This window comes from uncultured Microbacterium sp. (genome assembly GCF_963521695.1).
Classification (GTDB): domain Bacteria; phylum Actinomycetota; class Actinomycetes; order Actinomycetales; family Microbacteriaceae; genus Microbacterium.
In genome coordinates this window covers 1-6,287 of the sequence record NZ_CAUQWC010000206.1, presented here as the reverse complement: position 1 = coordinate 6,287, position 6,287 = coordinate 1, and the positions used below count along the sequence as shown (strand labels likewise).

General features: G+C 69.7%; 6 protein-coding genes. 2 read left to right on the top strand and 4 right to left on the bottom strand.

Features of this window, described 5'->3' with window-relative positions; genetic code table 11:
• Positions 1–405: glycerophosphodiester phosphodiesterase family protein (locus RWP81_RS13315; protein ID WP_314456864.1), on the top strand; the 405-nt coding region annotated here is incomplete at its 5' end.
• A gap of 93 nt (positions 406–498) precedes the next feature.
• The gene (locus RWP81_RS13310; protein ID WP_314456862.1) at positions 499–870 is read left to right on the top strand and encodes an RNA polymerase-binding protein RbpA; all 372 of its coding nucleotides are present in this window, start codon (positions 499–501) and stop codon (positions 868–870) included.
• Between the two features lie 15 nt (positions 871–885).
• Here RWP81_RS13310 and lnt read toward each other — a convergent pair whose 3' ends face one another.
• The 4 genes from lnt to tatA all read right to left on the bottom strand — a co-directional run bounded on the left by lnt (position 886) and on the right by tatA (position 6,031).
• Positions 886–2,475: an apolipoprotein N-acyltransferase gene (lnt, locus tag RWP81_RS13305; RefSeq protein WP_314456860.1), complete on the bottom strand. Its 1,590-nt coding sequence runs from the start codon at positions 2,473–2,475 to the stop codon at positions 886–888.
• Positions 2,472–4,955, bottom strand: coding sequence for a DEAD/DEAH box helicase (locus RWP81_RS13300; RefSeq protein WP_314456858.1), 2,484 nt, complete (start codon positions 4,953–4,955; stop codon positions 2,472–2,474). The genes lnt and RWP81_RS13300 overlap by 4 nt, the downstream gene beginning before the upstream one ends.
• Positions 4,952–5,713: a twin-arginine translocase subunit TatC gene (gene tatC / locus RWP81_RS13295; RefSeq protein WP_055955430.1), complete on the bottom strand. Its 762-nt coding sequence runs from the start codon at positions 5,711–5,713 to the stop codon at positions 4,952–4,954. Before tatC ends, RWP81_RS13300 begins: the two co-directional genes overlap by 4 nt.
• A gap of 63 nt (positions 5,714–5,776) precedes the next feature.
• Positions 5,777–6,031, bottom strand: a complete 255-nt coding sequence (tatA, locus tag RWP81_RS13290) for a Sec-independent protein translocase subunit TatA (protein ID WP_314456856.1) — start codon at positions 6,029–6,031, stop codon at positions 5,777–5,779.
• Between the last annotated feature and the right edge of the window lie 256 nt (positions 6,032–6,287).

Sequence of the window (6,287 nt, the reverse complement as noted above, 5' to 3'; positions counted from 1 at the left end):
CACGCGGCCCGCGTGCTGGTGACGAGCTTCTCCGACGGACGTCGCCACGCGGCCCTCCGGGCGGCCGCCGCGGCGGGAGCCGCCCTGCCACCGGCGACCTCCCCCGGCTCGTCCACCGTGGCGAGGCTGGTGGCCGCTCGGGCGCTGCGTCAGAAGACCCGGGTCCGCCGGCTGCTCGCCGACCTCGACGCCCTCCAGATCCCCGAACGCCAGGGCCGCGTCCGCGTCGTGACGGAAGGACTGATCCGCGACGCGCACGCCGCCGGCGTCGAGGTGCACGTGTGGACGATCAACCCCGAAGTCGACATGCGGCGCCTGCTGGACCTCGGTGTGGACGGGCTCGTCACCGATCGCGCCGACGTCGCGATCGCGATGGTGAACGGGCGGGGAACGACGGCTGTCTGAGCATCGTCTGTGAAAGCCTCGCCGTCGCCCGGGGTTCGAATAAAGCGCACAGGTGCAAGCGTTATACATGGTGACCGACGAGAGGACCACACAATGGCAGACCGCAGTCTCCGCGGCATCCGACTCGGCGCCCAGAGCCTCCAAAGCGAAGATGGCGTCGTGTTTCACGACCGTGCTCAGCACACCTACAACTGCAGCACCTGTGGACGTGACACCGTCCTGACGTTCGCCGCCGACGCCGAGGTTCCCGACGCCTGGGAGTGCCGCACGTGCGGCGCCGAGGCGCTGCTGCGCATCGGTGACGGCATCGCGACCGTCGACCACAGCGCCGACAAGGCCGCACGTACCCACTGGGACATGCTGCTCGAGCGTCGCACCCTCCCCGAGCTGGAAGAGCTGCTCGAGGAGCGCCTCGCCTTCGTCCGCGCGCGTCGCGGAGCGGGTGGCGAGAAGCTCAGCGCCTGACGCTGACCGACGAGTTCAGACGCCGGCCCCCTCGGGGGTCGGCGTCTTTCTCGTGCGACGGGCGCGCACGAGCACGAGACCACCGGCGACGACCAGTCCGGCGAGACTCCCCCATCCCAGGACGATCTTCACCGCGGGCCCGACGATCACCGCGGGGGTGAGTCCGGTGCGCAGCGGCACGTCGGTGAGCATGTGCCCCGCCGTGTCGATCGGCAGCTCGTCGAGGGTCGACCCGTCGGGTGCGATGACCTGGCTCGTGCCGACCGTCGACAGGTTGACCACCGACCGCCCGGTCTCGATCGCGCGCATGCGTGCGAAGGCGAGCTGCTGGAGGTTCTCATCGGTCCCGCGGAAGTCGGCGTTGTTCGTCTGGAACATGTACACCTGGGCCCCCTCGGCGGCGCCGTCCCAGACGACGTCGTCGTAGATGACGTCGAAGCAGATCGCCAGCCCCACGCCGATGCCGTTCACATCGATCAGCGGCGCCGCGGTACCCGGGGTGTACTCCCGGCCGATGAGTCCGATGAGGTCGGGGGCGAACGGCTCCCAGAAGGCGCGATCGGGCACGTACTCCCCGAACGGCACCGGATTGCGCTTGTCGTAGGTCGCTCCGACCTGGCCCTCGGGCGTCCACAGCAACGAGGAGTTGAACAGCTCCGCCCCCCGCTCGGTCACCGCCGAGATGAGCAGCGGCGCATCGACCCGCCGGGACAGCTGCTGCAGCACCGCCGCCGTCGACGTGTTCGAGGTGGGATCGGAGTCCACACCGCCCTCCGGCCAGAGCAGCACATCCATGTCTTGACCGAGAAGAGGGGCGGATGCCGCGAGCTGCGCGTCCAAGACGGCGCCGGGCGCCCGCTTATCGAAGTAGCCCGCGGGCCCGTTGCCCTGCACGGCGCCCACGCGCATCGACCCCGCCGCCGTCGTCGGGAACGCCGGCAGGGCGACGAGCACCACCAGGACGACGCCCGCGGGCACGACGCGCGCGAGACGGCGAAGGCCCCCCACCCGGACGAGCTCCACCCCCATCGCGCACAGCAGCACGACCAGGAACGACAGTCCCGACATGCCCACCCACGAGGCGACCTCGGCGAAGGGGCCGTTCACCTGCGAGACGCCGATCCGCCCCCAGGGGAAGCCGCTGTACGGCCACGAGCCGACGATCTGCTCCCGCAGCGTCCACAGGCCCGCGACGAGTGCCGGGAGCAGCACGAGGCGCCCGAGCGTGCCCGGGGCGATCTTCGGCATCCATCGGTAGGCGAGCGCGATCGGCACGGCGAACACCGCCGTCAACAGCGACTCGAGAACCGACAGGGCGATCCAGGGCACGGGGCCGAGGTAGCGAGCCGTGAAGAGCAGGTTGACCGAGAAGAACGCGGCGCCGAAGAGCAACCCGACCAGCACCGCGGACCAGAATCGACGACCGATGAGCGTGAGGAGCGCCACGATCACCGCGGGCACCGCCATCGGCCACCACGCCAGCGCGGGATAAGCCGTCACCAGCAGCAGCCCCGCCACCACCGACAGCGGAGCGGCATACGCCAGCCGCAGCAGGGGCGCGGTACGGTCGGCCCGGTCAGCGGGCGTCAGGGGATCGGCGCTCATGCCGACGTGTACGCCACGATGCCCCGACGCACGGAATCCAACGCCGTACGCGCGGTCTTCGCCAACTGCGGGTCGGCGACGAGCGAGATCTGATCGAGCAGGTCGATCGTCTGCTTGGCCCAGCGCACGAAGTCGCCCGCCGCCATGTCGGCCAGGGTCAGCACGCTGTCGAGCGGGAGCCCCTTTGCCCAGGCGTGCATCGCGGGAGCGAGGCCCGACGCGGGCGACTCCGACCCGGGGAGACGGTGGTCGCGCTCGAGGTCGTCGAGCTCTTGCCACAGGGTCTGCGTGGCATCCAGGGCTGCACGGAAGGCACCGCGCGGCAGCCCACGCTCCCCCGGCCCCGCCTCGTCGCGCCGGGGCTCGTACACGAGGCAGCACGCCAGGGCGGCGAGTGAGGGCGCGTCGAGCCCCTCCCACAGCCGCTGTCGCAGCGATTCGGCGACGAGCAGGTCGCGCTCGCCGTAGATGCGACGCATCGTGCGGCCCGCGGGGGTCAGGACGGTCGCGCCGTCCTCCTCGACACGGACGTACTCCAGCGCCGCGAGCACCTCGACCACGCGGTCGAACACGCGCGCGACGGTGCCGGTTCGCTGGTCGATCTGCTGACGGGTCTTGTCGGTGGACCGCTTGAGCTTCCAGTACCGCTCCGCCCAGCGCGCGTGCGCCTCGCGGTCGGGGCACGACTGGCAGGGATGCCGCTGCATGCGCTTCCGCAGCGACTGGATCTGCTGCTGCCGCTCGTCACGCAGCCGACGGGGCGCGGTGGCATCCCGCCGGTTCGTCTTCTCGAGGTCGCTGAGTTCGCGGCGGATCGTGGAGTACTCGCGGAAGTCGCCGCGGTCGCAGGTCATCGCCTGCTCGTAACCGGCGAGGGACTCCTCGGCGTCCTTGACCTGGCGGGCGAGGCCCACGACCGAGCGGTCGGCCTGGAACTGCGCGAAAGACGACTCGAGCACCTCGCGGGCGCGGGCGCGCCCGAACTGGTCGATGAGGTTGACGGCCATGTTGTAGGTCGGCCGGAAGCTGGAGTTCAGGGGGTAGGTACGACGAGACGCGAGAGCGGCGACCGACTGCGGGTCGAGCCCCTCGGTGAACTGCACGACCGCGTGGCCCTCGACGTCGATGCCGCGGCGACCGGCACGGCCGGTGAGCTGGGTGTACTCCCCCGAGGTGATCGCGACGCGCGCCTCGCCGTTGAACTTCTCGAGCTTCTCGAGCACGACGGTGCGCGCGGGCATGTTGATGCCGAGCGCGAGGGTCTCGGTGGCGAAGACGACCTTGACGAGCTTGCGGCGGAAGAGCTCTTCGACGACCTCTTTGAAGGCCGGGAGGAGACCGGCGTGGTGGGCGGCCATGCCGCGCTCGAGGTTGTCGCGCCACTCCCAGAAGTGCAGGACCGCGAGATCCTCGTCTTTCAGGGAGAAGGTCAGCTCGTCGACGATCTGGCGGATCTCGACGCGCTCCTCGGCCGAGGTCAGTCGCACGTTCGCGCGGCGCAGTTGCTGCACGGCGGCATCGCACCCGGCACGGCTGAAGATGAAGAAGATGGCGGGCAGCAGGTGATTGCGCTGCAGCAGCTCGACGACTTCGGGACGGTCGATGCGCTCGATGCGCGGGCCCTGCGAGGCGCGGATCAGCTTGTGCCCCCCGCGTCGCTGGTGCGCGTGGCGGGGACCGCCGGCGTGACGCGCGGAGCGGAACTCCTGCGCGCGGCGGTTGTTCTCGTACCCTCCGGCGTTGCCGCCGCGGATGCGCAGGAGTTCTTGGTTGACCTGGGCCGTGGCGACCCCGGCGCGGTCGTCGAACAGTGGCAGCAGATCGCCGCGCACGAGCACGTGCTGCTCGAGGGGCACGGGCCGTGTCTCGGACACGATCACCTCGGTGTCGCCCCGGACGGTGTCGAGCCAATCGCCGAACTCCTCGGCGTTCGACACGGTCGCCGACAGCGACACGAGCTTCACCGACGGCGGGAGGTGGATGATCACTTCTTCCCACACCGCGCCGCGGAAGCGGTCGGCGAGGTAGTGCACCTCGTCCATCACGACGAACCGGAGTCCTCGCAGCGCCGGCGAGTCGGCGTACAGCATGTTGCGCAGGACTTCGGTGGTCATCACCACGATGCGCGCGGACGCGTTGATGTTGGTGTCACCGGTGAGCAGGCCGACCTCGTCGTCGCCGTACACCTCTTGCAGCTCGTGGAACTTCTGGTTCGACAGCGCCTTGATGGGCGTCGTGTAGAACGCCTTGTCGCCGGGCTCGAGCATGGCCAGGTGGATGGCGAACTCGCCGACGATAGTCTTGCCCGCACCGGTGGGGGCGGCCACCAGCACGCTCCGCCCGTCTTCGAGGGCGTGGCATCCGGCGATCTGGAAATCGTCGAGTTCGAAGCGCTGCATCTCGGCGAAGTCCGCCGTGTGCGGGTGCGTCGAGCGGGCGCTGGCACGAGCGAAGCGCTCGGCCGGACTGGGCGCGCTCACGCGGTGGGCCCCGACGCCATCTCCGTTGCGGCGACCCGGCGTGCCTTGCGGCGATCGAACAGCATCGACAGGCCCGCGGCGGCGAAGAACAGCACGACCAGGATGCCGGCGAGCATCAGCATGCTCACCACGTCGGCGGCGGGGGTGGCGAGGGCCGAGAAGATCGTGGCGATGAGGATGGCGACGCGCCACCCTTTCAGGATCGCCTTGCCGCTCATCACCCCCGCCACGTTCAGCGCGACCAGGAACACCGGCAGCACGAAGGAGACGCCCACCACGATCAGGAGCTTGAAGACGAAGTCGTAGTAGTCGACGGCGTTGTAGAAGTTGACGCCGCCCTCGGGGGTGAAGCCCCACATCAGCTCGATCACGTGCGGCACGATCAGCAGGCCGACCCAGCAGCCGATGAAGAACAACGGCACAGCGGATGCTACGAACCCGACCGTGTAGCGGATCTCTTTACGGGTGAGACCGGGCATGATGAACGCCCAGATCTGCCACAGCCAGATCGGCGCCGACAGGAAGATGCCGATCGAGAACGCGATGCGCATGCGCAGATCGAACGCCGAGGTGACCGAGGTGAAATTCAGGGCCGAGAAGTCGTCGCCGCGGCGCTCCGCGATGACGCGGATCGGCTCGGTGATCAGGTGGATGATCGGATCGGTGATGACGAAGGCGACCACCATGCCGACCACGAGCGCCGCAGCAGCCCACATGAGTCGCTTGCGCAGCTCGACCAGGTGCGCCCCGATCGACATGCGCTTGTCTCGCCGCGGCCCCTCGGGCACGTCGATCCGCGGCGGTCCTGCCGTCGCCACCGGTTAGACGGTGGGGTCGTTCGACCTGCGCGGCTCCGGGGCCGCGGTCGGGGTCGTGCCGGCATCGGTGGCGCGCGGAGCCTCGGCGGTCGACGTCGAGATCTCGTCGTCGCGCTTCATCTCTTTCATCTCGCTCTTGAACACACGAGCGGACTGGCCCATGCTCTTCGCGAGTGCGGGGAGCTTGGCGGCGCCGAACAGAAGCAGGATGACGGCTAGGACCACCAGCAGGTGCCATCCGGTCAAACCCTGGAACATGGTGACTCCTCGTCGTCGTCGGGCGTAGACCTCAGTCTAACCCGCACACCTGTCTCTGGGCCGGGAGACGCGGACGAGGGCGGAGGATCACTCGCGATCCGGACCGGGACCGTGCGGCATCGACCCACGCGCGGCCCACCGTCGAGCGGTCACGGGCTGAGAGGCTCGCCGCCGGAGATGCGCGGGGCCGTTCGCAACGGAGCCGTCAGGGCTGTGCCGGGGCGTACTGCGCGAGACCCGCCGCCGCCCACTCCGC

Coding starts and splice junctions, on each gene's coding strand:
- RWP81_RS13310 (WP_314456862.1), top strand. CDS start 499: ATGGCAGACCGCAGTCTCCGCGGCATCCGACTCGGCGCCCAGAGCCTC.
- lnt (WP_314456860.1), bottom strand. CDS start 2,475: ATGAGCGCCGATCCCCTGACGCCCGCTGACCGGGCCGACCGTACCGCG.
- tatC (WP_055955430.1), bottom strand. CDS start 5,713: ATGTCGATCGGGGCGCACCTGGTCGAGCTGCGCAAGCGACTCATGTGG.
- tatA (WP_314456856.1), bottom strand. CDS start 6,031: ATGTTCCAGGGTTTGACCGGATGGCACCTGCTGGTGGTCCTAGCCGTC.